The following is a 25,773-nucleotide window of genomic DNA, read 5'->3' on the forward strand; positions in this document are numbered from 1 at the left end:
ACCACTATATTCTGGCGTTCAACCGGTGATAATCACAGCAATGAAGCCACCTCGCCACTCAAGTTTATTGCCGTAGCCTGGCTACTTTTAGCCTCGCCCTTATTGGTGGTATTTGGCGGGCCCATAACGGAATATACCCGCCTTACCGCAACCCAGCTGCACGAGAGTACTCCATCAATTAATGCTATGCCGACTAGTGTTACGACAACAAATATTACGCCACCAGGAGGAGAGCAGTAATGAGCATCAAACCGCGTTTTCGCTTATTCCCCATGCCAGTACATTCCCTTCTGTTGTTTGTCGTTTGGCTATTGCTTAACAATACCTTAGCCCCAGGGCATTTAGTTTTGGCAACGTTTTTCGCCATTGCCATTCCACTGCTAACCTCCGGCATGCAAGACCCACAACCCCGATTTCACAAACCCTGGGTTACCCTTCGCTATGTTTTAATGGTACTAGGTGACATCATTGTGGCAAACTTTGAAGTCGCTATATTAGTAGTGGGGCCGGCTAAAAAATTGAACCCGGGCTTTATCGCCATCCCCCTTAGCATCGAGCATGAATTGCCGATTACCCTACTCTCCAGTACCGTTTCTTTAACTCCAGGCACGGTCAGTGCCGAAGTGTCTGAAGACAAAAAGTGGCTCTATGTACACGTGTTAAATCTAACGGATAAAGAGGCACTGATCGCATTGATCAAGCAACGTTATGAGTGCCCTCTTATGGAGATATTCGAATGTTAAATATCGCAATTACAATTGCCTCAACATTAGTTTGTTTATCGTTGCTGCTCAATTTATGGCGGCTATTTATAGGGCCAAGCAGACCAGACAGAATTCTAGCGCTGGATACCATGTACATTAATAGCATTGCGCTCATTATTTTATTTGGTATCTCTTCACGCACAACGCTTTATTTTGAAGCCGCATTGTTAATTGCTATGCTCGGTTTTGTCAGCACTGCAGCTATGTGTAAATACATTTTACGTGGCGACTTAATCGAGTAGTCAGAAAACAATAATTTACATCAAAATATATTAGGGTATAGAGAATGGAATTTTGGATTGAATTAGTCGCATCAGTCTTTTTAGTCGCAGGTGCAATTTTTGTTTTTATTGGCTCTCTTGGCCTCGCAAAATTACCCGACTTTTATACTCGGCTTCACGGCCCCACTAAAGCGACAACACTGGGCATGGGCTGCATGCTAATCGCCTCTGTAATACTCGTCACCTACCAACAAGGGTATTTAAGCCTGCACGAACTGCTTATCACACTGTTTTTGCTTATTACAGCTCCCGTTACTGCACATATACTCGCTAAAACAGCCATGCACCATAAATTAGAAATGCTCGAAAAAACCACTGATAAGGCATTATCACTACGGGCTCGCGAACGAATGAATCCATAGTTTATTGCACGTAGTTTATAAGCTGCGCTTTTACCTTAAACAACTCCAAGTCTTCAGGGCTGAATAATCAAAGGTATAATGGCGTTTAAAAATGGTCATTTCATCCTCGCTCTCACCATGCGAGAAAATCAAAAACCATCAAAATAGATACTCAATAAAGACCCGCGAAGTGATAATCGAAGCCCTCGATCGCCTAACTGCGCAATCTATGTATGTTCGCTATGAGCCACGACGAAGCCGCAAGCTAACACTTATAGGTAGGTGATCTGAACCTGTATTTCGACCTACCTTAAAACTCTGCGTCGCAAAGTGCTCTGAAACCATTATATGGTCAATAGGTATACCAAACCATAATGCCATTGAAGGCCAAGTTGAGCCAACACCATATCCATCCCGAGCATTTCGTAAACCACCCTCATCACATAACACCTTGTAGTGACTTGACCACATGGTGGCATTCAGATCACCCGCAATGATTAATGGATTCTTAGAGATGCGAGCTTCTTGAGCCAATGCCAGCAATTGCTCGTTACGAGAGTGAAAGTATTGTTTATTAATAGGAGGGAGTGGATGGGTGGCAATAAAGGTGAAGTTTCCCATATCGGATTTTAATTCAACCAAAACACTCGGAACTGAGGCCCCGCCAAAATACCGAATAGTTTTATTCTCAATAGGCAGCTTGCTGTAAAGTGCTATTCCAAAGTTATCCTCACGAGCTTCAATGACTGAGTATTTATACTCTTTGTTAATTGCAGTCAATTGCCCTACCCAACGACCATTGGTTTCTAGCAGTAATATTATATCTGGATTGTCATCCCTGATCAGGCCCATCAAAAGCTCGGCCGACGAATTACTGGTCAGAACATTATTCATAAATATCTTTATATCGCCACGATCTGGACCTGGACCCTCAAGATCATCAATATACCAAGGAAGTATATACATTGAGTTAAAGACTAAAATGGTTAACGAAATCCCAGCATTGACATGCGCTTTAGACACCACAAGCACGATTAAACAAAAAAAACCAGAAATGGCGTAATGAAACCTAAAATTTGAAGCCAGATCAAAAAACAAATTCAGCTCACTAAATAGACCTAAAACACTTAAAGCACAGGTGATATAAAGAACAAGCAGAACATAACCACGGAATATCATTTTCATATAGGGTACTTTTTCTTCACATTACGTTACGAGACTGCAGAAAAGAGCCCTTCAAATCTATTAAGTTCACCGACCCCGTCAAAACAACATTTATTGCATTACTCAGGCGAGTGAATAGCGAATAATCCTTGCGCCGAGTCACTTATATTTAGCAAGACATTGCGACTATTCGAAATAATACCCAGTAAAAAAACCGATCTAACCAACTACCGAGTGGTTAATCTTGGTGGCATTGCTGCTATAGAGCAAGAAGAAGTGACTAGTAGTAGTAATATTAAAGCGAGTGACGAAAGTCGAAGTGGCAGCTCTTTCCCATTATGGTTATTGAGCCTATGCAGCGCGTTTATTCTAGGGCGCATACTGTGGCAATCATTCATTGAAAAGCCCCTTAGGGCTTTCACTCAAAGAATAGCGGTAAACTACAAAGCAAGAAAACCACAAACTCACATTATTATTACATCGGCTTAAATAGAGGTAATAATAATTGCGAATGGCTTTTAGTTCATAGCATTAAAATCGCATAAGGAATTACCAACTGTAATATAGCGTTGATCTATATTGGTTTCACAGTACCAGCGATTAATACCCCCGCTACCCAGTACTTCAGGCCAAACCCGTAAACTACGATCGACGCCAAAAAAATCATTCAACGCTACAATGATTGAACCATCGTCCTCTAACTCATAATCATCAATATACTTATAAGTACGCAGCTTTAGGCTATCTAAAGCTGCTGCATTCTCATCGACATTGAAGTTTCCTGTGTTCATATAATGCTCCGTAATCGCCATCTTTGCTGGAGCCAGAGTAGTCACCAAATAGACCAACTCAGATTGGACCTTATAAATTTTTGCCAACGCAATGGGCTCTTCTGGTCGCACGACCTCGGGCTCAACAATAACGGGCACTTTCTTTATAGACTTATTCTTTTTCACCGTATGCCGAGGTTCCATCAGCACGCTATCAGCAGCAATTCGTTTACGCTCAACCACCAACGCCGCATTGTGTATTTTTTTATTCTCTTGAATTTTTACCAGCATTGGCGCCACTTGCGCTTCTGCCTTGTGCTTTTGTTCACGACTTAACAATTTGACCAATGTAAAACGGGCCTTGCCCGGATTAGTGGGTTCCCAACTTTTAACATCATCTTTAGGGTCTTTCTCGGCAACTAGAGTCCACATATAAGCCGTTGTATAGTCTTTTTTAACTTCGGTGCCGTTGTAGTAATGCAGAAATAACTGGCTGTGCGCATAGTTAATGCCCTGCATAGCCGCTTGAGTATATAACTCGTGAGCTTTCTTTACATCCTTAGCAATGCCTTTGCCCGTTGATAGCATGTAAGCCTTACTATACAAAGACATACCGCTGCCATACTTTGCTCCCAAATCAAATTGCTCAGCAGCATTATCATGCTGGTGTGCGTTGTAATACAGAAGACCTACAGCATTACAAGCATCGCCAACACCTTCTTCACAGGCTTCTTGATACAACGCCATGACCTTAGAGCTATGATTGGCATCATGAAATCGTCCATCCTCAATTAATAATGCCATCCAATATGTCGCCTCAGCAAACCCGGCCTCATGGGAACGCTTAAATAAATTGACGGCTTCTTTTCGCGTTCGCCGGTCACTGTCATTAATCAGCATGCGCGCGAGTAAATAAGCAGCAACAGGGTGCTGCATATCGGCGGCAAGCTGGCACTCCTCAATAGCAACGCCCCACTCTTCGGCTCCGAACTCTTCAATACACTGATTAACAGAATCAAGCATAACGGTACGGTCTGCAGCTAACTGCTCATCACTGGGTAGCCCATAAGATTTTGGCTCCCAATGGATCCACTCAACACTTAATAAATACTTTTCTATAGCCGGGGAAAGCGCCTGAAAGTCCTCCAATAAAGTCTGAGTCGGTAGTGAAAAACCGATGCCTTCTGTACGACTCAAAATCATCGTATTCACACCGAGTAGCCGCCCGTCAGGATCGATTAGTGGTCCACCACTATTGCCCGGATTAATCGCAGCGTCAGTTTGAATAAATGAAATGCCATCATGGTCGGCATACCCCGAAACAATTCCCGAGGTAGCGGTGTATTTCATACCCGCAGGGTTACCAATCGTAAATACCTTATAGCCCAAAGGCTGATCCAGCGTACTATCCTGCTCAAGAAAGGGGCAACCGACTTCTTTAATTTTTAAATAAGCTAAGTCATAGTCAGTACTTCTGGCGATCAACTTGGCCTGTACTTCCCGCCCATTGACAAAAGACACTCGAATTTCACTGGCATCACCATTCGTATCGTACGAATCTGCAGCCTTGTTAATTGCCGTCAATTGCTTCTGAAGCTCGTCTCGCTCTTTGCGGCCTGGCGAACCATGCTTAAAATAAGCCTTAAGCTGGCTTTGATCTGTCTTCAATTCTTTGATGGCATCAAAGTCCAAATGGACGACATGTGCGTTAGTCACAATAGTACAGCTGTCATCGAGAAAAAATCCCGATCCAGTACCAAAACCCGAATCAATAAAGACAGTAGCATTGCGAGCACGCTCAATCGCGTTTCGCGGTGCGTGATCGACCAACAACTCGGCCGCCAACCCCGTCACTGTAGGTTGCGAAAAAGAGGAGGAATGCGTAGCCGATGCTTTAGTAACTACTGTAACTGGGGCGATAGCCGGTGGCGGCATAGCTGGGGCGTTAGTATCGGAAGTGCAAGCGCAAAGTAAAAAAGTAATCAAGCAAAAGCAAACTAAGCTGGGGCGTTCCATGTCTAAAATATTCCAAATATCGAAAGTGGCCTGCGATAATGCCAAAGCACCCGAGGCTAAGCAAGTAAAAGCCATTGGACACTAATGAGGGCTCCTTCACAGCACAAAACATCTAGGCTATCAAAACACGGGCTATCTTACAAAATAACCAAACTACAACTGCTCACTGTAGTTATCTGGCTGAAATTTTAAGTACTCGCCTAACCGAGGGTCACATAACGGGGCGAGGCTAGAATCCCGCTATGTGAGCCTTGAACACCTTTGCGAATTCAGCGTAGTGATCTCCATTACCAAGAGCAAACTAGCCGCATCAAAAGCCCTTTCACCTCTTAATCAATAATTTCGCAGCAACGGCTCAATGCCATCGTCACGAACAATACAGTGATGAAAAGCTTTTCAATATGCAAAATATCATCACGATACACCTCTGCATTTTTGGTTCTTCGTAATTTAGAGCACTCAAGGCTTTGCAGTGGAAATATTTGAGCAATAGCGCTTTTCAGCCAATACTGAAAAATGCATTGCCAATTGCCTCAAAAATTTCGATCAATGCGTCAATCACAGCATGCAATAGAGCCTCTACGCCCCCCCAAAAAAAACTCTACCGCACCTTCACTAGCTACAACGATAGGGCCGCCAATACAGTATGCAGCGACCGCTACGCCAGCAACCGTTGCGATACTAAGCCCCCAGAAATACAAATATATCGACGAGATAACTAGTGCCACGGACAATATCGCATTGATTATTCGGAGCAACAGCTTCCTTTCTTTTCTCTTCATAACTCCCCCTGGTACTTGCAGTTACAATAATTTCCATTTAAAGCGGTAATCCTAGAAACTTAATTGACATAAAAGTCTCCTCAAAATAAGAATATAAAGCTCCCCGCACCCGGCTCCTAAATCTCTGTGCCCTGTGCAGGTTAGGCTAGGACATGGCGTTGATTTTGGGGCCAAAAATCAGTGATTTTTAGAGGGACGGTCCCTGCTGGTAGTGATTATAAAAATATCAGGATAATAACTAGAGCTGCTTAAAACGAGTGCCTATCCCAGCAACTTCATAGGCGTGGTTATGGCACAAATAGAGCCAGTGCCGGCAACGCTGCATATCAGCAGTTAAACGATGGAGAGTGGTTTAATTTCATCGAGAATGGCGATAATAATGTAGCATAAAAGGCTACTGCCCCCCGGCCGGTGATGAAGCTTATACCGTAGGATTAACACCGGAACATTCGTGCGTACAGGTTTCAATAATGAACGGCGGCCCTAATGATGCCGATGAAGAAACCAACTACCGAGTGGTTAATCTTGGTGGCATTGCTGCTATAGAGCAAGAAGAAGTGACTAGTAGTAGCAACATTAAAGCGAGTGACGAAAGTAGAGGTGGCGGCTCTTTCCCCATTATGGTTATTGAGCCTATGCAGCGCGTTTATTCTAGGGCGCATGCTGCGCAAGGTTTAAACAATTATTAATGTACCTGCTTTTGAAGGGCTGCTATGGGCGAAACCCGGGTAGCCCCTTCAACCCTAAGACAACACCATAAAAAAGGATGAAACCCTTAAAGCCCAGGCAGCCCCCCGGTAACATTGCGCGAGCCAAACGTATTGGTATTCACATCCATGGCTTGTGCCATACTAACCAGCAAGCGGGAATGGTCCTGGTTGTTAAAGGCTAATGCACGGCCCGTCGTTATGGCGCCCCCGGCATTACCCGCTAAAATAAACGGCGCATTACTGTGCTGGTGATTATAAGACTGCCCAAGTTCAGAAAAGAATAATGCCATGCTATTGCCCAGTGCGGTACGCTCACCTTCATCAATCGCGTTAAGCTTGTTAATTAAACGCTTAAAGCCGTTAGTATAAAGCTGGCGATTTTTAATAAACCAAGGCAGGTGTGTACTGCGTTTTTCTGTTGCACCAAAGTGTGATGACGCATGCTGCACCATGTCAGCATCTTTAAATTTAATCTGACCAAAATACTGCGACACCTGCAACGAGAATACGCGAGCAATATCGCACTCCAACAACTTAACCAACAAATCAATCTGTAAGTTAAGTTGTATTTCAAAAGGACTATTACCGCTACCCAGGTCAGTACTTAAACCGGCATCAATTGGTGCATTTAAATTCGCCTCAAAATCACTGTAATTACAGCTTAGCTCCTCTCCGTTTAAGCGCTTTTCTAGGTCATACAAGCCATCCATATGAACATCAAGCTTATCTTGCTCTAAGCTGCCTAAATCTTTTTTAAGTTGATTCATTTCGGCTAAAACATTATCGACAACTAGCTGATTACGCTGTTTTCCCTGATTAGGTAAGAGCGAACCGATATAATTAGCAAAGCCGGTATTGGCATCTTTAGCCCCCAGCACTTGCGAGCCCTGTAAAAAAAAAGGCGAACGTTGAGTCGCCATGACATTTAAATGCACATTCCTAAAGGGCGTATCAGCGCCGATTTGCTGACCCAAATAAAAGTCTAGCGATGTCGCATTAGTGGCTTTAAACGTGGCGGCACTGTCTGAATCATTCGCGGTGATTGCTTTCTGTAAACCTCCTGGGTGTACGCCCGCCCCCCCCATCATGTCTACACCGGATAAAAACACACAATGTTGTTTAACATCATTTAATGGTTGCGTCATTCCAGGTAAATTAAAGTTAGTTCCAGTGCCGGTAGCGTGCCAGTCCGGCGGATTAATACCATCGGGCATATAAAAAAAGATGGCACGCTTAGGCGCATTGGTGGCAGCCTGAACTGGATTGAATATACGGGTAGCCAGAGGACTCAATACCCCAGCGACTAACGCACCTTTTAAAAAACGACGTCTATGATTAAGCTTTTTCATGGTAAACCTCTAAACTAAGCAGCCTTCATAACAGGCCTGTCGCTTTTATTACTGGCGAATTAAAAACTGGGGAAGCTGAGTAACATCAAACATCATCTTTATCATGCTGCCATCATGTAGCTCAAGCTTTGAGGTTAAGGCATCTGTGGTGCAATCATCAACTTCACCCACCCCTTGCGCGTAGCGATAAAATTGCTTGGCAAAGCAAGCTTTAGCGCTAGAAGATTGCGCTAAATGCTGCGCTAAATCTTTGGGGCTATTGATAATTTCATCTATACCGCTACCAATACCCTGCGCATCGTTAACCCATAAATTGGTAACATCAATTAACTGATTGGTTTCATTCTGCCTAAAAACACCCGCACCATTAAATTGTTCTAGGGCAAAACCTAAATCATCTATCACATAATGGCAAGTTGCGCACTCACCAGCACTTGAATGCTCGGCAAAACTTTCGCGGGCCAACTTACCTGTATCCCGCTCGGGCACAATAATATCGATATTGCGCGGTACAGGCGGTAAATCGTGGCATAGCATTTCGGTTCGCACAAAAATGCCGCGCTCAATAGGGTTGGTATCTGTTGCGTTAGCATGCGCAGCCATAGAGCCGCCCATGGTTAACCAGCCATGACGGTTAGGCGTATTGGTTTTTTGAAAACCTTCATTATTGGCATCGGGCAACGTTAAATTGTAAAAGTCAGCCAATGTCTTATTCGCTATAGTGTAATCGGCATTATATAACTCACTAAATTGCCCTTCACCCTCAAACACGACTGCCTGAAAAAATCGGTCGGCCTCTGTCACCATGCTAATGCCAACTGCGGCGCTGTAACCACTAAAAACCTGCGTATCTTTTTCGCCGATATCCGCTAAGGAATCCACCTGCAGCCACATTTTGCCAAAACGCCCTACTGTTGGTTTTATACGAAAGTTACCTAAAAAACCTTGGATGCGATTAAGCGCTTTTTCAGCGGAATCAAAATCTCCATTGGTGGCGGAAGTGAAAATAGCTTGATCGGGCGCGCGACCCAAAAAAGTAAATGACAGCCAACTTGCAGTTTCGTAGGGTGTTAACTTATACGTACCATCGGCTTGTTGATTACCCAGTTCGGTGCGGTATAAAAAATGCGGTGAATTAAAAGCGGCTACTACTAAGGATTTTGCACCCTCGATTAAACCTTGAGCACTAGTGTCAGTAATAAATGCACGATAGCGGCTAAATTCTTCACCGGTTATGGGGCGCCTAAAGGCTAAAGGCAAAAATTGATTCACAAGAGTATTGGCACACTCATCACCTTGCAAACAATCGCCGTAGGACTGCATAAATTTACTGAATTTTCCGGCATCGTCAAAGCGCGTACTTAAACTTTGTGCAATATCTAAATAGCCATCGACAAATGTACTACTAATTAAAGTCTCGTCTGCATTATTATCAAACCCATGCAGGCGGTTTTCGGTAGGCAGGCGGACCCATTCCGGGGCATTTAGCTTTAACAGCATATCGGTAGTAAGCTTGTACTCCCAATGGGTTAAGCGGCGTAAACGGCGACTTAAATACTCTGGCTGCGCACACGCTGCAGGCTCAAGTTGGCCAAAACGCTCGCCCATATAAGTATCAACAATATATTCGCTTACTTTTATGGAGCACTCGCTACCACAATCGTCAATATTGCCCTTAGGCATATAGGCCGTGTTATAACTCACAAGTGCGGCCATATCCGGGTATTTAACCCCAGAAAGCTCGGTTAGATCTTGGCCAAAGCCTTTTCCGTCTTCATTATGGCAACCTTGGCAATGCTCTTCGTAATAATACTTGCCGGTCAATACAGTCGGTTGTGATGAATCACTACTAGATGACACACCAGCACTACTCGCCTGCAATGAACTCATCGTACTGGATACGCTACTGCTGGCTGGGTTTGAACTACTGCTGCTAAGCGAGAGACTAGAAAGCGACTCCGATTCTGGCGTAGCCACACAACCGCTAAGCAAAGGGAAAAAGGTTAAGCACAGCAGTGGCGCAATAGACACTACACAATGTTTAGCTGTTTTTATTATGTACATTTTTGTTAACAAAGGGCCACCACGCATACTGTTACCGCCAGCTATTTAGCCTTAAGTAATAAGAAGTCAAATAGGTATTCAATCAATAATTATTATAACCGACTGACTGGGTTCGCATTTATGCCTAGCATAGAAAAACATTGATCCTTGAAGATGGATCACGCTCTAAGTGAGACATTATTGGCAGAAATAACAGAAATGGTGAACACCAGGGCTCGCTTGGTTAGGCCTCACCACAGCGGAAACATCGACAACATCAACACAACCGCACCAAAAAACTGTTATACAGGAAGGTATACTATTTAACGGCGCCGCAGAATCTAGAACCATACGCGCAATGACACTAGCCGCATTAAAGAAAGCCGCCCCGCCTACAACTGCCCACTTTAGTTATCTGGCTGAAATTTTAAGTATTCGCCTAACCGAGGGTCACATAAAGGGGCGGGGCTAGAATCCCGCTACGTGACCCTTGAAGATCTTTGCGAATTCAGCGTAGCGCTCTCCATTGCCAAGAGCAAACTAGCCGCCTCAAAGCCCTTTCACCTCTCAATCAAGACTTTCGCAGCAACGACTCAACGCCATCGCCACGACCAATACAGCGATGAAAAGCTTTTAAATACGCAGAATATCATCACGATACACCTCTACATTTTAGGCTCTTCGTAATTTAGAGCACTCAAGGCTTTGCAATGGGAATCTTGAGCAATAGCGTTTTTCAGCCAATACTGGAAAAAGCATTGCCAATTGCCTCAAAAATTCCGATCAATGCGTCAATCACAGCATGAAATAGAACCTCTACGAGCCCCATAAAAACCTCTACCGCACCTTCGCCAGCTACAACGATAGGGCCGCCAATACAGCATGCAGCGACCACTACACCAGAAACCGCTGCAATACTAAGCCCCCAGAAATACAAATGTATCGACGAGATAACTAGCGCCACGGACGATATCGCATTGATGATTCGGAGCAACAGCTTCCTTTCTTTTCTCTTCATAACTTCCTCCTGCTACTTGCAGTTAAAATAATTACTATTTAAAGCGGTAATGCTAGAAACTTAATTGACATAAAGCCTCCACAAATAAGAATATAAAGCCCCCCCGCATCCGGCTCCTCAGCCTCCTCACAAATCTCTGAGCTCTGAGCTCTGAGCAGGTAAGGCTAGGACATGGCGCTGATTTTGGGGCCAACAATCAGTTATTTTTAGAGTGACGGTCCCTACTGGTGGTAATTATAAAAATATCAGGCGAATAACTAAAACTGCTTAAAACGAGTGTCTGTCCCAGCAGCTTTTTAACGACGTAACTCAGCGCACATCCACCACTCTGCTGGCCACTTTGTAGCGAATTTTTAAACCTTGCCACTTGGGTAGCTCCCAACGCTGGGGGTCGGTTTTGCGTATGCCTGTCACTCGCTCAATAACCACCGTATTTTTATCCAACTGGTAGTCCACTTTTAATTGCAAGTTTGCCAGCGCGAGCTGTTTAGGGTAAAGGTTATCAATGTCCTCTCGCTGCCAATCGGGCACGCCATCAAACGCTAAATCATCGGCATCAATTAGAGGAATATCATCAACGGTTTCTAGCCCTAAGCTCACCAGTTTCTCGGCAAGGTAGGCGCCTGGCTCGGGTACCGCGTCTGCGCGTTTTTCTAAACTTAAATAGATTTTCCACGCATGTAAGTCTGCGTGCAGTTGCTCGGCTACTTTAGGGAATATTTTATTGCGTAAAATTAATTCACTTAACGCTAAAGGCAGTAGTGCTTGATTGGGGGGGCTTTGCTTTTTTTCTATTTCTCGGCCGGCAAACGTACGATGGGTTTCGACGAGGATTTTCTTTTTTTCAATAAAGGTTCTACCCAACGTTACATCGCCTAATTGCCACTGGCACATTTGCTTAAGTGTAATAGGCGACATGCATGTCGCCAGTGCAAGGTTTTGCTTTGTACCCTTAGCGGGAATAATATGCTGGTCTAATACTATCGCCGCTTCGGCCTCTTCGGCAAAGCGACTATCGCGGCCCACTGTTACCTCGCTATAGCCGTTGCCTAATGCTTGGCGGCGCTTTTGCCTGCGCACAAAAACCAGCTCGGGCAACGCGACAGCAATCGCCTCTTGCAATGCCTTTAGGGTGTATTCGGCGGAATCCTTAATAGCTGGCAGCGCTAAAGAATATCGAATCTTATTGGCCATTACCTTGGCTTCCGCTTGTGAACGGCTATCGACCTGTAATTCAACGGGAATACTTTGGCTGCGAATAAGACTGATCAGCGTGCTTATATCGCACGCGTGGGCCTGCCACTGTTTAAGGGCTTTATGCCCCTCCTCCGTATTAGGTAGCTGAATAAGGCGCTGCGATTGACTAAGGGCACACGCCACATCCACCATGGCACAGCGTAATGCCGTCGTTGGCATAGCGGTAATTAGGTGCGCAAAAAGTGTATCGATGGGTAATGGGTAGAGTACCTTGCCATGCTCGGTGATGACTCCTGAAGTATTAATCGCCTGCATGTTAATCAGCTTATCGCTGGCACGCTTTAACGCCGCATCAGGGAGTGAACTAGGTAATAATAATTGACCGAGACGCTCGCCACAGCTAGCGGCCGCCAGCATTGGCTCAACTAACTCTTCACGTAACAACTCTGGTGGAGTTGTCGCCACCAACGGCGCAAACTCGCCGTAAAGGCGTAAACATAAGCCGGCTTGGGTTCGGCCAGCTCGCCCCTTACGCTGCTCGGCACTGGCTTGTGATATCGCCTGCAAGCTAAGCACGGTGCGCCCGCCGCGCTGATGAGTACGCCGCTCTAGGCCTGAATCAATCACCGTGGTTACCCCCGGAATCGTCAGCGATGTCTCGGCAATATTGGTGGCCAATACCACCTTTCTTTTTTGATGGGCGCTGGCGTTAAGCGCTTGCTGCTGGCATTGCTTGGATTCAGCGGCATGCAGCGGAATAATATTTAACGCGGGGTATTCGCGCAACAATGATTGTAAAGCACTCTGGCAAGCGGCTATTTCACGGCGGCCGGGCAAAAACACTAATACATCACCGGGTTGCCGCACTAATGCTTGTTCAACCGCACTGCGTACTCTTTTTTCCAAATCATTTTGCTCAGGCATTGCCTGCTTATTATGGCTTAAGTGCTCCACCATCACCGGGTAGCTTCGACCTTCGGATATCAGCCTTTTGCCCCCTAAATAATCACTCAGCTGCTGGCTGTTAAAGGTTGCCGAAGTCAACACAATGCGGTGACCATCCTTTTTTTTGAGCAAAGCCAATAAGACGTCGGTATCCCAACGGCGCTCGTGAAACTCATCAATAATAACAGTCTTAAAATCGCGTAGCCCATTATCACTTAACCAACGCAACGCAATGCCCGGGGTTACAAAAATCACTTGGCTAGATGGCTGATACTGCGAATCAAAACGAATAGCATAACCGACCCCCTCACCCAACGGTGTGTTATCCAGCTGGGCCACATATTCGGCCAAAGCGGTACACGCCACCCGCCTAGGCTCCACCACCAACACTTTACCCTCAGCTTTTGCCCATAATGGCAAGCGCGTAGACTTACCCGAGCCAGTTTCGGCCTGCACCACTAAGTGCTGCGTTTTTATTGCTTGGGTAAAGTCCGATCGGATTTTATCTATAGGGAGTACGTTCATGGTTTTTTGGGGCCGGCAATAATGTTTAGGGAGAGATGAAATAGTGTATTCATATATGGGTTTTCTGCGTCAAACTATTATTGCATGCTCCTAGGTGCTTTTATTCTTGCTTGTCGTTTTTGCTTTTTTCACTGGCTTTAACTTTTCACGCTCTTCTTTAATTCGCTGTAACAATCAACAGCGATTAAAAAACCGTCGGAAATGCAGCTGGCCTTGTATTACTTCGCCCGCCTGTGGGTTTATGCAGCGCACCATGGCGTTAATGAGTGCACGCAGGGTGAAGCACTGCCCTGCCCTCCGTTTTTTTCGTTGGCGTTTTTTCTAACAGGCCTTCGTATAAATCGCCCAAGCCGTCTTTGGCGGCGCTGAACCGGTCGATTTGGTCCAGCTATTTTATCAGTTGTTCTAAAAGCGTGGCTCACGCATACAGCTTTGTGCATCTTGGTAGACTGCGGCAATGAGTTTATCTTGGTGTATGACATTGCCCTCACCGTCTTTGCCGGTAGAAAGACCCAGCAGTATGCGTCTGTAGTCGCCTAATAGATTGATACCGCTTTTTTATTTAAATCCGCCCAGCGGCAGCCTTCGGGCAGAATGTGTTTTTGCCGTAATGCAGCCTCGGTATTTTCGTACACCATTTTCATAAACAGTAACAGCACGAGTTCGGTGACGTAGTCGGAATAGTTAATGCCGTCGTCGCGCAGCACGTCGCAGAGGTTCCAGAGCTTTTGTACGATATCGTTGTGGGCATGTTTACGTCTTTTAGTTAGGGCGTTAACGACTTGCTTGATAGGGGTTATCGGCAAGTAGTGCAAATAAGGGTTGATTGATATAAAAGTTACTGCGACCAATTTTCTCTTTGCCTAGCAATTGGGCATCTACCAACATTTCGAGGTATTTGGTGGCGGTAATACGGGTGACGCCGAGGTCTTCTACCAAAAATTCAATTTTGGTGTAGGGGTGGCTAAATAAGTTGTTGAGTAATTCGTGGCTGTAAATTTTGGGTAGGTGGTCGCGAATGTGGTTTTTATACCGCTGCATAAGCGCTTGAATATTTTCGATAAGCACGATGGTTTTTTTAGCAGTTTGCAATACACCGTCTAGCATAAACAGCAGCCAAGGCTCCCAATTGCCGGTATCGCGCACGGCTTGCAGTAGCGTGTAGTAGTCGCTTTTGTTGCGAATAATAAAACGGCTAAGATACAGCACGGGCAGTTCGAGCAAATTTTGCGACACTAAGTAGAGGATATTCAGTATGCGCCCGGTACGGCCATTGCCATCGTAAAATGGGTGAATACTTTCAAACTGGTGATGGATAATCGCCATTTTTACCAATGGGTCGGCATCGCTTAAGGTATCGTCATTCATGAAGGTGATAAGGTCGGCCATTAGGTCTTCTATTTCGGCAGGGTCTTGCGGTGGTGTGTACACCACCTCGCCTGTTGTCAGGTTCTTAAGGCCGGTACCGGGCAACTTTCGCAAGCCCGCGCGGTTTTTCTCTAGGTGTTCTTGCGCCTGCAATATGTCGCCTAGGCGAATCATTTTAGTACTCCGTACTGACAAAAAACTTTGCTTTAGGGCGACGGCGTAATCTTGTACTTCTTTGGTGGCTGAACTTACGGCGCTTTCAGCGACTAAGTGGGCCTTGTAGAGGTCGTCTTGCGAGGTAATGATGTTCTCTACCTCGGAGCTGTCTTTGGCCTCTTGCAGGGTAAGAGTATTGATTAAGATGGCTTCGTTGGGAATGGTGCGCGCAACACCTTTTAGCTCTGCCAAGTAGCGGTGCGCTAATGCGGCTTTTTTAAGCACCGCTTTGGTTTCCCAGTGTTCAATAAGTGCGATAGGAATAGGGGGAATGCTTGACACGGTTTTCCTTTCAAATGGATTTTATAGTCAATGGTTGCAGTAAACGGCTTTTGTTGCCTTTAGCCACTATGAGCTGCTTACTGCATAAGAATACCAATTATGTATAGAAATGTTGATTTTGCATACACATACCGAGCATTGCAGTCATTAAAAGCCATAATTTATATCTATAAAAATCGTTATTTTATACATTTCAAGGATAAACATATAAAAAAAACCATTTTTTATATGTTTGCATTTTACATTGGTCCTTTCTGTTCTAGTTAAATTAAGTAATCTCTAGCGCTCTATTCACTATCGCTGCACAATCGGTGCGCCTTTGAAAAAAGCTCCAGCGGGTAAGTACCACGTCAGTATTCCATAACGTCGCTTCTGTGAGGTTGAGCTTGATGACGAGGCGTAGGCGATTGTGCATTACCGAATAGGCGCGAATATCGAGCTTATTGGGCGAATTCGTTGCTCAATCAACGTATAGGGATGTATTAATACTGGGAGCGCAGGAGCAAGCGAACAGTGCAGTGCAGTCGCGCCGGTGCTCATAGTTTTTACCGCCAACCTTGTCAAAACCACACAAATAACTCCGCCAAACACAGCGGCTTGTAATGTTGTAGAAAGGAGTATCGTCTATAGATACCAATTGGCTACGCGGCTGAGTCATGGTTGTTTATCCAGTGCTTTGTGGTTTAACACTAGATAATATTGGCTGAGTAGTCAAATAGCAGATTGCTTTAGGTTTGGAGTTATTTATGCCCTACATAGCAATTTGACGAGTGTATGTCCTCGCTTATTTTTTATAGGTCATAGGGTAACGCATGGCGCAGTTACCGAGGCATGTAACGCCTTGAGTAACGAAGGTGAGGAAGTTGAGAGCAAGTATTAGTGGATAATGTATTATTTCCTTATCCCTAAGGCTTTGCCCCTCTTGTGTTTGCAGCTGTAACGGCGCTTTTTAAATCCTCTTTAAAAGCCTCAAAGGACGGCATATTAATTTTACTAGCATCTATTTGGCGGTCTAGGATAAGCTGATTTAACTCATCAATACTTGAAGATCCTCCCAAAGAATCAGCCAACTGAGCCTTTAATGGGTTCTGTGATTTATCATTCCCCGATTCTTGCTCTAACGACTCACAATGCTGATAAGAATTGTCTTTTGTTGCGCACAACAACCAAGCTTCTGACTTTGGTTTAGGCATCATGGCTACGCCCAACTCATACCCCTCCTCCTTAAAGCCTTTAATCATGGAATTACGCTTATCCCTCCAATCACCACGACCGGCCGAAGCTGTTCCATCAGAGTCACGAAAAAGTACGGCTACAACACTATCGCCCAACTCTTCACTCTTTGCTTTAGCCGTTGAGGCGAGAGCTCGAGAATTTTCATAGTAATACTGCACTTCCGGAGACTTCCTTTTCCCACGTAAGTGCATTGCCCTCCTTTTAGCCGGTAATTTATTCTCAGCCAAATAGGCTTCAGAAACAAAACCGACACATTTTGCATCTAAGTGAGACAGCTCATAACCCTGAAAAAACTCCACTAACTGATCAACCATAATGGCCATGGGGCCTTCCTTGAAGCCTTCCCGGTCACAGCTGCTAACAGACAGTTCGCAAGCACCAATATCACCAGAACCTTCGCCGCTTAACAATAGATACATGCTAAAACTCCTGCGGCTGCAGATCAGAAATCTCTTGACCCAGCTTAGTTAAATCCGTATCAATAAATACTTCACCAGGCCCCATAAATTCCAGTTTTTTGGCCATGGAAGGGATATCAAAAAGGCGTATGGCTCTCGTATACCCTTCTGTCGTTTTATAAAGATAATTCACACCTTCTTTCGCGGTAAGATCTTCCATAAAATTCAGAATCATGGGGCTATGTGTTGTCACCATGATTTGATCATCAGATTTAACGAGATAATCAACTAGATACTCAATTAATTCTGGGTTGATGCCGTTCTCTATTTCATCAAAAAGTAAAAATGCGTTACCAACCTCTAATTGAAGAAGCACTGCCATCAGGCGTAACATGCCATCGTTGACATGACGTGCCCTCGAGGTCAGCTTCTTATCCTTAAAGTGCTCCACGATTTCCAACTGTTTCCAACCGGAGCGAAGCGATTTTGTAGAGATTGAATCGAGCTGAGGGTAAACATGCTTTAATGTCCGAACCAACTTTTCTTGAGTGTCGGAACCAGACTCATGAATAAGGGCAGACAGATTTTCTCCGCCTAAACCAAGCTTGCCATCTGCTGATTTTTTCTTTCTCCTCAATAATTCTGGGCTAATCAAATCAAGCGAGCGAACCTTTAAAATAGTTTCTTTAACAACCTTTAAAATCTCCCATTGATCATTCTCCTTTAACCTCGACAAAATTGACCCTTCATACTCAAATACAATTTCATGATGCTTTGATCGAAATGTATACCCTCCATCCTCAACCGTTAATATTTTAACTCCATCCTCTTCAATCACCTCCTTAGTACAACTCAACAAAGTTCGGTTGAAACTCCCTCTCCAAATCACTTGTTTCCCTGAAACATCAAATTCCACTCTGAAATCGATATTACTCTTTTTAGTTAACTTAGAATTGAGCTCTGAACTATCCCAATTACGCTCTTTTAACCATCCATCGATATCACCAATCATCAATTGAGAAACAAAATCTAATGATTGAATCAATGTAGACTTCCCAGAACCATTCAGCCCTACAATACAATTGAATTTGGCCAGTTTGATTTCAAAATCAACTAAGGATTTAAAATTATCAACCCAAAAGGACTTAATCATAGTTTTTCCTCCAGTGCTTTTTCGGTAATGGCATCGGTAAGATTAAATTGAGTGGTTTGGGCGGCTTTGATGCGTTCTAGCATGTTGTCGCATAGGGACTGAATACTCTCAAGCTTCGAGACTATTTTATTTTTCTCTTGGGCTGGTGGCACTGCAATCAAACACCCTCTGAGCTGTGTTTTATTAATGGATGCCAGATTTGTTGTTTGCTTGCTAGATCCGGCAAAATAATCACGTGAAAAAGGAGAGTTTAAGTATTTCTCCAGCCAAATCTCACTCTGATCCAAAAGAAATACTCTAGCTTTGAACACATGGTTTTGGTGTGCTACGTATGGTAATTCACCCCGCCAAATCGCTGTTCTACCAACTTTATCCCAATCTCCGCCTTCAGTTATCAATAAATCCCCGTCTAAAACCTCGTATCTTTCTCTTTCTTCGACAGGTATTTCAACTTCCTTAACATTATCTAAATTGAGGTATGATCGCTGTACGTTGGCCACGCTTAAATATGGAATACACACTGTTTCACGACCACTCAATTTTCGACCTTTAGTAATTCCACCTTGAATATCAACAACATCTTCCAATCGACACCACTCCCACCCCACCGGCAGCCCAAACGATTTCTCATCCTCCCCAATCTCCGGCAACGCCTTTTGCTTCTTAATCTTCTTCTCTTCCACCAATCGCGCTTTCTCAGCCGCGATTTTTTCTAGCAGTACACTCGCCGGTTCATCATTCGAATCTTGCGGAACAAGCTTACCCATGACGGCGAGTTGGAGGATGGTTTGTTTGAGTTGTTGGATGCTGTGTTCGGTGGTGAACAGGGTGTCGAAGTTATCGGCAATGCGTTGCCAGGCTTGCGTTGCGCCGAAAATTGCTCCTGCATTTTCTGCATTCCCACCATCCATGGCGGTCAACGGACTACCACTTTGTGCGTTAACCAGTGTGCCTAGCAGGGTTTCTACCAAGGTTTGGTGGGCGGTGATGCTGGTTTCTTGTTGTTGCTCAAGCTGGTCACATAGGGTCATTAGTTCGTTGACTTTGGTTACTATGCGGTGTTGTTCGGCTAACGGAGGCATCGGAAAAGGGAATTTACTTATCTCCGATAAATAGAGACATGGCTGTGCACCACCTCTCTTGTTACTATGTATTGAATCCTGAAGTAATGGTGCATCTGCAGAATACTTCAGATAATTTGAATTAAATAATATTGGTTTTATGAGTGCCACGCTTCGAACAAGAGAAAAATCGGAATCCTTAGGAACTAGCGAACTTCGCCCTATTGTTCCCCCAACAGAAACCATTAACAAATCGCCCTGCTCAGGATGACACCTTTCTCTAGACTTAACATAATCATCCTCAGAGATGAAATCACAGTTTTCGTATTCAACAAAGCCATCTCGAACATTTTTTGCAGAAAGCATTCGCTTACCCACTGCAATTCTTGTAGGAGTTTTATGATCCCCGTCCGTAATTTTTGAGGTTATAGATTGCAGCCTTACCCACTCCCACCCAACAGGCAACTCAAACGGCTTTTCATCCTCACCAATCTCCGGCAAGGGCTTTTGCTTCTTAATCTTCTTCTCTTCCACCAACCGCGCTTTTTCCGCCGCTATTTTTTCTAACAACACACTCGCAGGTTCATCACTCGGAGCTTGCGGCACTAACAAACCCCGCACCGCCAATTCCAATATCAATTCACGCAGTTTTTTTATACCGTGCAAGTTAAGCTTTTTACTACTGCCCCGCCCTGCGGTGGAGCGTGTTTTTATTGCCGAAGACCAAACATCAATATGGTCGATAATTGCTCCTGCATTATCGACATTTCCACCATCCTTGGTGGTCGTCGTCTTAATAAGTTGTTCAACCGCCATCACGCACCCGCCTTATCGGCCAAAGCTTCGGACAATATGCCTTTAAGCTGGTCACGTAGTGTTTGAATGTCGCTTTGTTGCTGGTCGTAGTCGGCGAGTAGCTCTTCGGGGTCGTGGCTTATAACTTCAGCCACGTGCGGGTTTTTAATATCCAGGTTGTAGTTGCGCTCTACTATATCTTCTAGGCTAACCTTCCACGCTTGTTCGTTCTCTTGGCGGTTTTTGCGTTTGCTTTTGGCTTTTATGGTTTTACCTTCGCCCCACCATTCGGTACACGCGGCAAAGTCTTCTAGCTTCATGGGTTTGGTTTTGTTAAAGGCTTTTATGCCTTCGGGCAGGGGTACTTCGTAATACCACACTTCTTTGGTGGGTTTGCCTTTCTCAAAAAATAAAATATTGGTTTTAATACTGGTATATGGCGCAAATACGGAATTGGGTAAACGTACAACGGTATGTAAGTTACATTCGTCTAGCAGGTGTTTTTTGATTTTGGTTTTTACGCCTTCACCAAAGAGTGTGCCGTCCGGTAATACCACCGCTGCTCGTCCCTTCTTCTTTAACACTTCGATAATCAGCTGCAAAAACAAATCGGCGGTTTCGCGGGTTTGCATTTCGCTGGGGAAGTTTTTCTCGATGCCGTCTTCTTCGGTGCCGCCAAACGGTGGGTTGGTGATGATGATGTCTTTTTCTTCGTCTTCATCCCAACTGGAAAGCGGTTTGTTTAGCGTGTTGGCGTGCCGAACTTGCACAGGCACTTCTATGCCGTGTAACAGCATGTTAGTGGTACAGAGTAAGTGCGGGAGCTGTTTTTTCTCGACGCCGTGTATTTGGCCTTGCAGGGCTTCGTGGTCGTCGGTGGTTTTCACTTGGCTTTGCAAGTGGTCGACCGAACAGGCCAAAAAGCCACCCGTACCGCAAGCCGGGTCGAAGATAGACTCGCCAATTTTGGGGTCGATCATTTGCACGATAAAACGGGTAACGGCACGCGGGGTATAAAACTCACCGGCGTTACCGGCGCTTTGTAAGTCTTTTAAGATTTGCTCGTAAATATCCCCAAACAGGTGGCGCTCTTCGGAGTTACCAAAGTCTATTTCGTTTAGCTTGTTGATAACTTGCCGTAACAAGGTGCCGTTTTTCATGTAGTTAAAGGCATCGCTAAAGGCGGCTTTGGCCACGTAACCACGTGGGTTACTGCTAATGGGCGCTGGCATGTTTTTGAGCTTTGGGAATAATTCTTCGTTTACAAAGCTTAATAGATCGTCGCCGGTTATACCTTCGGCATCTTCTGCCCAGTTACGCCAAAAATATTTTTGGGGGATGGGGGCCTTGTAGTTATCTTGTTCGTCTTCTAGCTCTTCTTCTTGGGCGTCGAATATCTTTAGAAAGAGTAGCCAAGACATTTGGCCTAAACGTTGAGCATCGCCGTCGACACCGGCGTCTTTACGCATGATGTCTTGTATGGATTTTATTACGGTACTTATGGACATTACTTTCTCAGTTTTAGTAGGTCGGCTATTGCTTAATAGGTCAATAGGCTGGCGTTTTAGTTATTTGGTGCAGTACCCGATAAAATCGACACTATGCCAACTCTTGTTTATCGCTATCACCATCGTTTTGAGCACTCTCGTATAAAGCATGCTCTAATTCACTGATGGCTTTCTCATATTCGGCTGTACCGCCAAAGACTTTTTTCTTAATTTCTAAGGGTCGGCCCATATCGTTAAACGGCGTGACTTTTAACACGTCTTTCGATTCGATTTCGCCCACGCCACTATCGGCATATTTTTCGAGTAAGGCGTTTAATACTTTTTGCGCCGCTTCGCTGTAATCACCAAAGTAATTGCGCTTTTTAACGTTGTTCGCACGCTCTTGGCGTGTAAGCGGTGGCTGGTCGAAGGCGACGTGGCAAATTTTATCGAAGGCATCTAAGTCTTTATCGACTTCACCATCAAAGGCTTCCCATATAACCCCTTCGTTCTGTAACTCATCAATAATCGCTTGCTTGCGCTCGCTGCTTTGCCATTTTTTGATAAAGTCGTCTAAGGTGGCAAACTGCTTTTTAACGGTTTTTCGGGTGTAGTCTTTAAAGGTTTCGGTAACTAATTTTCCATCGGAATCGTAATATTGCACGCGCTCGGCGATTTTTTTAACAGCCACACCGGATACATGGAATTTGATATAGCGGTCGTCTTCTTCGTCCCATGCGCCATCCGTACCGGCACCCCCATCGCCTATGCCATAGCTGCCTTGCTCACCTTCCCCTACACCTCTTTCCGGCGGCGCTTCGCCTTCACCGTAGTTAACGGCATCGTCTAACGGCTCTTCGCTTTTTAGTAGTTCTTCATCAAAGCTGGTGTCTTCGGTGTCAATAATTTTTTCCGGCGAGGTGCTCATCACTTTTTCGGGTATACCGTCAAAGCGTTCGTCGGCAAACAGCTCGGTGGCTTTTTTAAAGTCGAGAATGGTAAACCAAAGTTTGTTGTATCTATCGTCTATACGTGTGCCACGACCAATGATTTGCTTGAACTTGGTCATGGACTGGATGTTTTGGTCGAGTACAACGAGCTTACAGGTTTTGGCATCTACGCCGGTTGTCATGAGCTCGGAGGTGGTGACTATAACGGGATAGTCTTTTTTGGGGTTAATAAAGTTATCGAGCTGCGCTTTGCCCAGCTCATCATCGCCCGTAATTTTCATTACGTATTTTTCGTTCTTTTTGATTTGCTCAGGGTTTAGATTCACTAAGGCCCACCGCATGCGATCGGCGTGATCAATGTCGTTACAAAATACAATGGTCTTTGCCATTGGGTCTGTACGCTGTAAATAGCCGGTAATCGTTTCGGCCACTAGCTGGGTGCGCTCATCTATGACTAAGGTACGATCGAAGTCTTTTTGGTTGTAGACGCGGTCTTTAACAATTTCGCCGTTTTTATCGACCATACCCTTGGTGGGTCGCCAGCCTTGTAGGTCCACATCCAAATCGACCCGCACAACCTTATAGGGGGCTAAAAAACCGTCTTCTATACCCTCTTTGAGTGAGTAGGTATACACCGGGTCGCCAAAGTAGTCCGTGCTCGATACGGTGTCCGTTTCTTTGGGCGTGGCGGTTAAACCAATTTGTGCGGCGGATTTAAAATGGTTAAGGATTTCTCGCCAAGCGCTATCATCGGCGGCACTACCACGATGGCACTCGTCAATCACGATTAGGTCGAAGAAGTCTTCGGATACTTGTTTGAAGGCTTTCTGGTGCTCTTCTGGGCCAGTTAGGGCTTGATACAAAGCCAAGTGAATCTCAAACGCGGGGTCAACCTCGCGCCCAGAAATTTTGGTCATCGCTTGACCAAAAGGCTGAAAGTCATTAATGCGAGTTTGATCGACCAAGATATTTCGATCAGCCAAGAATAATATGCGCTTTTTTTGCTTAGCCTTCCATAAACGCCAGATAATTTGAAACGCGGTATAAGTTTTACCCGTACCTGTCGCCATGACCAAGAGGATACGGTCTTGCCCGCCCGAGATGGCTTCGATGGTTTTGTTGATGGCTTGGAGCTGATAATAACGGGGGCTTTTGTCGGTGCCATCGTCGTAGTAGTCTTGTGTGATAACGGGTAGTTGTTCTTTGGTATAGCCTTTGTACGCGATGAACTTCTGCCAAAGCGTTTCCGGTGAGGGGAAATCCTCTAAGGCTATTTCTGTTTCGATATTGCCGCTAGTATCTGTTTTATCGTGAAACAGATATCTATCACCATTCGATGCAAAAGCAAAAGGTACGTCCAACAACCGAGCATAATCTAATGCCTGCTGCATACCCTTACCGACTCCATGCTTATTAGCTTTGGCTTCAACAACTGCAAGCGGCATATTGGGCTTGTGGTACAGCACGATATCGGCAGACTTTACGGTTTTTCGTACGCCTAACTGGCCGCGAACGATTACCTTCCCGTCACGCAGTTTCACCTCTTGGCGAATTTGCAGCATGGAATCCCAGCCAGCACTTTCCACACTGGGTAAGATGTATTTGCTGATGATGTCGGATTCGCTAAGTTTTTTCTTATCCAAAACCTTAAGCCTTTTTAATGTTTGAACCTTGTGCGCGGTTAGGTGTGAAGCAGAGGCATAAAGATATCATGATTAAAGCCCTATAAAAATTGCTCTTATGGGTTTAAATGGGCTGTTTTGGGCTTGTTGAAGTAAGTGGTTAAATTGCAGGCTAAAGTTAACCGACTTCACAACTTCAGGAGTTATTTTTAAAATATCGTGTTAATTTTGCGGCAGCAAACTGCTAATTACAGAGGTGATTTAAACACTAAGATCCCCCCCCTTGCAGGGACAGTCACTCTAAAACAGCCTACTTTATGCCTAAGCGCATTTCACTCACCAACCCTGCCACCTAACACCTTGCAAAAAACAGCGACACACTTAAGCATTATCGCATATTGCCTCAAAGAGAGCATGCGAATGCAAACTGATAGCAGAGTTTTACCCCGACACTTAACCACACCTAAACGGCTATGGGCCGGGCCCGACTTGGCAGCATTCCACTATTGAAAGGGCAAACACTCAATATTAATCCGCCGGAAACTGCAAAAAAAACAACCCTACCAGCCCGAAGAGGTTTTACGCGTAGTTTAAGGGGTCATATAATCACTTAACCCATCACTTATGCCCCCTTAAACTACCCCTATAAAAAACTTAATCGTTCAAGCTTTTCTCGATAAGCAATGGCGAGATGCCGCCGAGGTCCGCTTTTTAGCAGCGTAATTGCGGGGGGTGGATACAGGCAGCTGTCTCAAAGACACCCACGTATACTTAAATTTATATGACCTATGACGCTCACTAGCCGCCACTGCTCATGCAAATCGTTCTTGCGGGGACAGTTCTGGTAAATAGATTACGCCTCACCTGCGCGACCTTTACTCGACCCTAAGAAAAATTGTAACTGTTCAGGTGGGTTAGAAATAATGCCCACCTAAAAGGCGAATTGATTGTTTTCTGGGCATTCAAGCGTCGGGAACGCTTGCATAGCGCCCATGGATGGCATGAGCGGCCCAGAAAATGGTCAATTTGCCGGCCTATTTGAGCATGGCTGAATAGTTACGAAAAATTTAACACTTTAGATATTTTTTAATCAACAATGGTGTAATGCGCAGAAATTAGCTTTTTAAAGCATGGGCCCGACAGCCATGCTCCGCCAGATTGGCTTTTCAAACCCCAGAAATAAAAAAACCCCGCTCTTTCGAGCGAGGTTTTTTTATTTGGTGGAGCCTAGCGGGATCGAACCGCTGACCTCAACACTGCCAGTGTTTGGAAAGTAGTATTGCGATACATTGCATTACGT

Annotated in this window: 20 protein-coding genes; 6 read left to right on the plus strand and 14 right to left on the minus strand. The window is 44.9% G+C overall.

Translation table 11 applies throughout. The features are described from left to right. From AC3A8L_RS01765 to AC3A8L_RS01780, 4 genes are all read left to right on the plus strand, one after another. A partial coding sequence (locus AC3A8L_RS01765) for a hypothetical protein (RefSeq protein ID WP_487960498.1) occupies positions 1-240 on the plus strand: 240 nt, incomplete at its 5' end. Next, complete coding sequence (locus tag AC3A8L_RS01770; protein ID WP_487960499.1) at positions 240-743, plus strand: Na+/H+ antiporter subunit E; 504 nt, start codon at positions 240-242, stop codon at positions 741-743. The genes AC3A8L_RS01765 and AC3A8L_RS01770, both read left to right, overlap by 1 nt. Next, the gene (locus AC3A8L_RS01775; RefSeq protein ID WP_487960500.1) at positions 737-1,006 is read left to right on the plus strand and encodes a K+/H+ antiporter subunit F; all 270 of its coding nucleotides are present in this window, start codon (positions 737-739) and stop codon (positions 1,004-1,006) included. The genes AC3A8L_RS01770 and AC3A8L_RS01775 overlap by 7 nt, the downstream gene beginning before the upstream one ends. 44 nt (positions 1,007-1,050) lie before the next feature. Further along, positions 1,051-1,407 (plus strand): Na+/H+ antiporter subunit G, encoded by a 357-nt coding sequence (locus AC3A8L_RS01780; RefSeq protein WP_487960501.1) that lies wholly within the window; start codon positions 1,051-1,053, stop codon positions 1,405-1,407. Positions 1,408-1,626: 219 nt separating this feature from the next. Here AC3A8L_RS01780 and AC3A8L_RS01785 read toward each other — a convergent pair whose 3' ends face one another. Beyond that, positions 1,627-2,571, minus strand: a complete 945-nt coding sequence (locus tag AC3A8L_RS01785) for an endonuclease/exonuclease/phosphatase family protein (protein ID WP_487960502.1) — start codon at positions 2,569-2,571, stop codon at positions 1,627-1,629. Positions 2,572-2,730: 159 nt separating this feature from the next. On the opposite strand from AC3A8L_RS01785, the gene AC3A8L_RS01790 reads away from it, so the two are divergent. Continuing rightward, entirely contained in the window at positions 2,731-3,039 is a 309-nt protein-coding gene (locus AC3A8L_RS01790; protein ID WP_487960503.1) for a hypothetical protein, read from the plus strand. 29 nt (positions 3,040-3,068) lie between these two features. On the opposite strand, the gene AC3A8L_RS01795 is transcribed toward AC3A8L_RS01790, so the two are convergent. Together AC3A8L_RS01795 and AC3A8L_RS01800 are read right to left on the minus strand one after the other, a co-directional pair. Next, positions 3,069-5,411, minus strand: a complete 2,343-nt coding sequence (locus AC3A8L_RS01795; protein ID WP_487960504.1) for a trypsin-like peptidase domain-containing protein — start codon at positions 5,409-5,411, stop codon at positions 3,069-3,071. Positions 5,412-5,890: 479 nt separating this feature from the next. Continuing rightward, the gene (locus AC3A8L_RS01800) at positions 5,891-6,118 is read right to left on the minus strand and encodes a hypothetical protein (RefSeq protein ID WP_487960505.1); all 228 of its coding nucleotides are present in this window, start codon (positions 6,116-6,118) and stop codon (positions 5,891-5,893) included. Positions 6,119-6,588: 470 nt separating this feature from the next. Here AC3A8L_RS01800 and AC3A8L_RS01805 point away from each other — a divergent pair, with 470 nt between their 5' ends. After that, positions 6,589-6,807, plus strand: a complete 219-nt coding sequence (locus AC3A8L_RS01805) for a hypothetical protein (protein WP_487960506.1) — start codon at positions 6,589-6,591, stop codon at positions 6,805-6,807. Between the two features lie 86 nt (positions 6,808-6,893). Here the strand turns inward: AC3A8L_RS01805 and AC3A8L_RS01810 are convergent, their stop codons facing one another. The 11 genes from AC3A8L_RS01810 to hsdR all read right to left on the minus strand — a co-directional run bounded on the left by AC3A8L_RS01810 (position 6,894) and on the right by hsdR (position 24,494). Then, the gene (locus AC3A8L_RS01810) at positions 6,894-8,177 is read right to left on the minus strand and encodes a DUF1552 domain-containing protein (RefSeq protein ID WP_487960507.1); all 1,284 of its coding nucleotides are present in this window, start codon (positions 8,175-8,177) and stop codon (positions 6,894-6,896) included. Positions 8,178-8,225: 48 nt separating this feature from the next. Next, positions 8,226-10,208, minus strand: coding sequence for a DUF1592 domain-containing protein (locus AC3A8L_RS01815; protein WP_487960508.1), 1,983 nt, complete (start codon positions 10,206-10,208; stop codon positions 8,226-8,228). A gap of 748 nt (positions 10,209-10,956) precedes the next feature. Next, complete coding sequence (locus AC3A8L_RS01820) at positions 10,957-11,238, minus strand: hypothetical protein (protein WP_487960509.1); 282 nt, start codon at positions 11,236-11,238, stop codon at positions 10,957-10,959. A 309-nt stretch (positions 11,239-11,547) separates the two neighbouring features. Continuing rightward, positions 11,548-13,905 carry a helicase-related protein gene (locus AC3A8L_RS01825; RefSeq protein WP_487960510.1) on the minus strand — a complete coding sequence of 786 codons (2,358 nt, stop codon included), beginning with the start codon at positions 13,903-13,905 and terminating at the stop codon, positions 11,548-11,550. 536 nt (positions 13,906-14,441) lie between these two features. Further along, complete coding sequence (locus AC3A8L_RS01830; RefSeq protein ID WP_487960511.1) at positions 14,442-14,711, minus strand: type I restriction-modification system subunit M N-terminal domain-containing protein; 270 nt, start codon at positions 14,709-14,711, stop codon at positions 14,442-14,444. After that, the gene (locus AC3A8L_RS01835) at positions 14,680-15,771 is read right to left on the minus strand and encodes a Fic family protein (protein WP_487960512.1); all 1,092 of its coding nucleotides are present in this window, start codon (positions 15,769-15,771) and stop codon (positions 14,680-14,682) included. The genes AC3A8L_RS01830 and AC3A8L_RS01835 overlap by 32 nt, the downstream gene beginning before the upstream one ends. A 905-nt stretch (positions 15,772-16,676) precedes the next feature. Continuing rightward, positions 16,677-17,426: a hypothetical protein gene (locus AC3A8L_RS01840; protein WP_487960513.1), complete on the minus strand. Its 750-nt coding sequence runs from the start codon at positions 17,424-17,426 to the stop codon at positions 16,677-16,679. Position 17,427: 1 nt separating this feature from the next. Beyond that, complete coding sequence (locus AC3A8L_RS01845; RefSeq protein ID WP_487960514.1) at positions 17,428-18,558, minus strand: AAA family ATPase; 1,131 nt, start codon at positions 18,556-18,558, stop codon at positions 17,428-17,430. Further along, on the minus strand, positions 18,555-20,435 hold the full coding sequence (locus tag AC3A8L_RS01850) for a restriction endonuclease subunit S (RefSeq protein WP_487960535.1): 1,881 nt from the start codon (positions 20,433-20,435) through the stop codon (positions 18,555-18,557). The genes AC3A8L_RS01845 and AC3A8L_RS01850 overlap by 4 nt, the downstream gene beginning before the upstream one ends. Further along, the gene (locus tag AC3A8L_RS01855; RefSeq protein ID WP_487960515.1) at positions 20,435-21,922 is read right to left on the minus strand and encodes an N-6 DNA methylase; all 1,488 of its coding nucleotides are present in this window, start codon (positions 21,920-21,922) and stop codon (positions 20,435-20,437) included. Before AC3A8L_RS01855 ends, AC3A8L_RS01850 begins: the two co-directional genes overlap by 1 nt. Positions 21,923-22,013: 91 nt before the next feature. Continuing rightward, on the minus strand, positions 22,014-24,494 hold the full coding sequence (hsdR, locus tag AC3A8L_RS01860) for an EcoAI/FtnUII family type I restriction enzme subunit R (RefSeq protein WP_487960516.1): 2,481 nt from the start codon (positions 24,492-24,494) through the stop codon (positions 22,014-22,016). Between the last annotated feature and the right edge of the window lie 1,279 nt (positions 24,495-25,773).

Source organism: Marinagarivorans sp. (assembly GCF_982758155.1).

Coding starts and splice junctions, on each gene's coding strand:
- AC3A8L_RS01770 (WP_487960499.1), top strand. CDS start 240: ATGAGCATCAAACCGCGTTTTCGCTTATTCCCCATGCCAGTACATTCC.
- AC3A8L_RS01775 (WP_487960500.1), top strand. CDS start 737: ATGTTAAATATCGCAATTACAATTGCCTCAACATTAGTTTGTTTATCG.
- AC3A8L_RS01780 (WP_487960501.1), top strand. CDS start 1,051: ATGGAATTTTGGATTGAATTAGTCGCATCAGTCTTTTTAGTCGCAGGT.
- AC3A8L_RS01785 (WP_487960502.1), bottom strand. CDS start 2,571: ATGAAAATGATATTCCGTGGTTATGTTCTGCTTGTTCTTTATATCACC.
- AC3A8L_RS01795 (WP_487960504.1), bottom strand. CDS start 5,411: ATGGCTTTTACTTGCTTAGCCTCGGGTGCTTTGGCATTATCGCAGGCC.
- AC3A8L_RS01800 (WP_487960505.1), bottom strand. CDS start 6,118: ATGAAGAGAAAAGAAAGGAAGCTGTTGCTCCGAATAATCAATGCGATA.
- AC3A8L_RS01805 (WP_487960506.1), top strand. CDS start 6,589: ATGAACGGCGGCCCTAATGATGCCGATGAAGAAACCAACTACCGAGTG.
- AC3A8L_RS01810 (WP_487960507.1), bottom strand. CDS start 8,177: ATGAAAAAGCTTAATCATAGACGTCGTTTTTTAAAAGGTGCGTTAGTC.
- AC3A8L_RS01820 (WP_487960509.1), bottom strand. CDS start 11,238: ATGAAGAGAAAAGAAAGGAAGCTGTTGCTCCGAATCATCAATGCGATA.
- AC3A8L_RS01825 (WP_487960510.1), bottom strand. CDS start 13,905: ATGAACGTACTCCCTATAGATAAAATCCGATCGGACTTTACCCAAGCA.
- AC3A8L_RS01840 (WP_487960513.1), bottom strand. CDS start 17,426: ATGTATCTATTGTTAAGCGGCGAAGGTTCTGGTGATATTGGTGCTTGC.
- AC3A8L_RS01845 (WP_487960514.1), bottom strand. CDS start 18,558: ATGATTAAGTCCTTTTGGGTTGATAATTTTAAATCCTTAGTTGATTTT.
- AC3A8L_RS01850 (WP_487960535.1), bottom strand. CDS start 20,435: ATGGCGGTTGAACAACTTATTAAGACGACGACCACCAAGGATGGTGGA.
- AC3A8L_RS01855 (WP_487960515.1), bottom strand. CDS start 21,922: ATGTCCATAAGTACCGTAATAAAATCCATACAAGACATCATGCGTAAA.